Annotated in this window: 2 protein-coding genes and 1 pseudogene; all 3 read right to left on the bottom strand. The window is 28.1% G+C overall.

What is annotated here, in order from left to right; translation table 11 throughout:
* Positions 1-41: 41 nt before the first annotated feature.
* Positions 42-1169 (bottom strand): CDP-glucose 4,6-dehydratase, encoded by a 1128-nt coding sequence (gene rfbG / locus ACMUOV_RS03910; protein ID WP_413853808.1) that lies wholly within the window; start codon positions 1167-1169, stop codon positions 42-44.
* 175 nt (positions 1170-1344) lie between these two features.
* The gene (rfbF, locus tag ACMUOV_RS03905) at positions 1345-2115 is read right to left on the bottom strand and encodes a glucose-1-phosphate cytidylyltransferase (RefSeq protein ID WP_413853807.1); all 771 of its coding nucleotides are present in this window, start codon (positions 2113-2115) and stop codon (positions 1345-1347) included.
* Positions 2116-2187: 72 nt separating this feature from the next.
* Positions 2188-2809: pseudogene (locus tag ACMUOV_RS03900) on the bottom strand (glycosyltransferase family 2 protein); the annotation flags it as partial.

Genomic DNA, 2809 nt, shown 5'->3' with positions numbered 1-2809 from the left:
AACAACAATATCTTATTTTACATTTTCATAACACGAACTCTTCAAATTTTTGTATTACAAAAATCTTCTATTTGCTTTATACATACTTCTCTAATATTTTCTTTATTTTTATATGCTTTTGTCCATTGGCAAATTTTGTCCAGTGCGATATTAATCGTCCATCTTGGTGTCCAATTTAGTTCTTTTTTTGCTTTTGAAATATCTAATTTTAAGTAATGTGCTTCATGCGGTTGTTTTGTTTTATCTATCATATATTTTATATTACTGAAATTTTCAGATAATTGTTTTACTATTTCTTCAACTGTTTTTATATCTTTTTTATCGGGACCAAAATTCCAGCCTTGAGCAAATTCTTTTTTCCCTTGCAATAATTTAGCTCCCAACAATAAATATGCACTTAACGGTTCCAATACATGTTGCCATGGCCTAATTGCTTTCGGATTTCTTATTACTAAATTTTTTCCGGACAATATTGCTCTAATAAAGTCCGGTATCAATCTGTCTTTGGCAAAATCACCGCCACCGATAACATTTCCCGCTCTTACCGAAGCTATTAATGTATTATGTGTTTTTTTATAATCATCTAAATTAAAAAAAGAATTTCTATATGAAGATATTACTATTTCACAACATGCCTTTGATGCACTATACGGATCATATCCTCCTAACGAATCTTCTTCTTTAAATGCTTTTCCCGTTTCATTATTTAAGTAAACTTTATCGGTCGTTATGGCAACGACAGCTTTAACAAATTTGTTCTTTTTTAAAGATTCAAAAACATTTGCCGTTCCTATAACATTTGACTGATATGTATCTAAAGTTTCTTTATAAGATAATCTTACTAACGGTTGTGCCGCTAAATGAAAAATTATTTCAGGTTTATATTTCTTTATTACGGAATTTAATCTGTTAAAATCTTTGATATCTGCTCTGATATCTGTACATTTTGGTTTTACTAATTCAAACAAAGACGGTTTTGTCGGAATATCAATAGAATATCCGATAACTTTTGCACCCAACATTTCAAGCCACAAACAAAGCCATGTTCCCTTAAACCCGGTGTGCCCGGTAACCAAAACTGTTTTTCCCGAAAAAAGTTTTAGAGCCGGTATAGATGTATATATGGATTGATGTATGGACAAAACAACATTATTATTTTTCTTTTTCATATTTAACCTGTTTATTCCTCAAAATATTTATTCTTTTATTAAGAGTGTTTATATCATTTAAAGCACTATCTATAGCTATATTTTTTTAATATTCTAATTCAAAGCAAACATATATCATTGTTGCTACTTCATAGAGAAACCTATGCTATGTTTAATGAATGAGCAAAATTTGTTGTTACCACACTTTCCATGGAGCTTGCTTTTTTTGCCACAAATCATTTAAGTAGTTTTTATCCCTTAAAGTGTCCATCGGTTGCCAAAAACCGGTATGTTTATAAGCATTTAACTGTTTATCTTTTGCTAAATTTTCTAACGGTTCTCTTTCAAAACTTATTAAATCGTTATTTTCTTCTATATAATTAAAAATTTCCGAATTACAAACAAAAAAACCACCGTTAACCCAAGATTCTTTTGGTTTTTCTATAAAAGAAGTTATTGTATTATCGCTGTTTATTTCTAAAGCTCCAAATTTTCCGGACGGTTGAACGGCAGTTAAAGTAATATATTTTTTAGAATTATTATGATGTTTTATGAGTTCATTAATATTTACATTTGAAACACCGTCTCCATAAGTTAACATAAATTGTTCTTTACCGATATATTCTTGAGCTTTTTTTATTCTTGAACCTGTTAATGTATCTTTACCTGTATATAAAACCGTAACTTTCCATGGTTCTGTTCTTGTTTTATGAATTTCCAATGTGTTTGTTGACATATCAATCGTAATATCAGAATATCTGTTATAATAATTTATAAAATAATCTTTTATTAAATGAGATTTATATCCTGAAAGAATAACAAAATCATTAAATCCATAAACCGAATATATTTTCATTATGTGCCATAAAATAGGTTTACCACCGATTTCAACCAATGGTTTTGGAATTAAATTTGTTTCTTCCGATAATCTTGTTCCAAGTCCGCCTGCCAAAATAACGACTTTCATTTTAACCTCAAATATTTAAATTTATTTTTTATGATTTTATCAAATTTTTATATATAAATATAGCTGATTGCCTTATATTATTTTTACAAACAACGAAATAAATGGTCTTAGTATTTTATAATACCACTGCTTTTTATACCATTTATCGTAGTATAATAAAAAAGAATTATAGAAATGTTTAGATATTTTTTTCTTTATTGTTTTATCGTTACTTTTCAAACCGGATTTATATTTATGATGTATTATTTCAACAGTAGGGTTATATATTATTTTTAATCCTAATTCCCTTATTTTTCTGCATAAATCCATATCTTCCGAGTACATAAAAAATCTTTCATCAAAAAAATCTGTTTTTTTTAAATACTCTAATTTTGTTATCATACATGCACCGCTAACGGCATCTACCTGATGTATGGTTGATAAATCTTTGTTTAATAAATGATATTGTGTAAAAAATTTTATTTTTGGGAAAAGTTTTTCAAAACCTACAAAATATAAAGCACAATCAAATAACGACGATTCTCCTCTATGACAGGCCTTGTCTATTTTCCCGTCGGATAAAACTAATTTTGGAGTTATCATACCGATACTTTCATCTGTTTCTAAAGCATCTGTTAAAGTGTCAAGAGTTTTTGTTTTTTCCGTAAGTTCCGTATCGGAATTTAGTAACATTATATAATCCGCACTTGATTTT

This window comes from Candidatus Ruminimicrobium bovinum (assembly GCF_902760015.1).
In the GTDB taxonomy this organism is placed as follows: Bacteria; Elusimicrobiota; Endomicrobiia; order Endomicrobiales; family Endomicrobiaceae; genus Ruminimicrobium; species Ruminimicrobium bovinum.
Note: the sequence above shows the minus strand (reverse complement) of the source record. Positions and strands in the feature narration are given on the sequence as shown.

What these genes read in the sequence shown, in the direction of transcription:
- rfbG (WP_413853808.1), bottom strand. Translation starts at nt 1,169, where the DNA reads ATGAAAAAGAAAAATAATAATGTTGTTTTGTCCATACATCAATCCATA.
- rfbF (WP_413853807.1), bottom strand. Translation starts at nt 2,115, where the DNA reads ATGAAAGTCGTTATTTTGGCAGGCGGACTTGGAACAAGATTATCGGAA.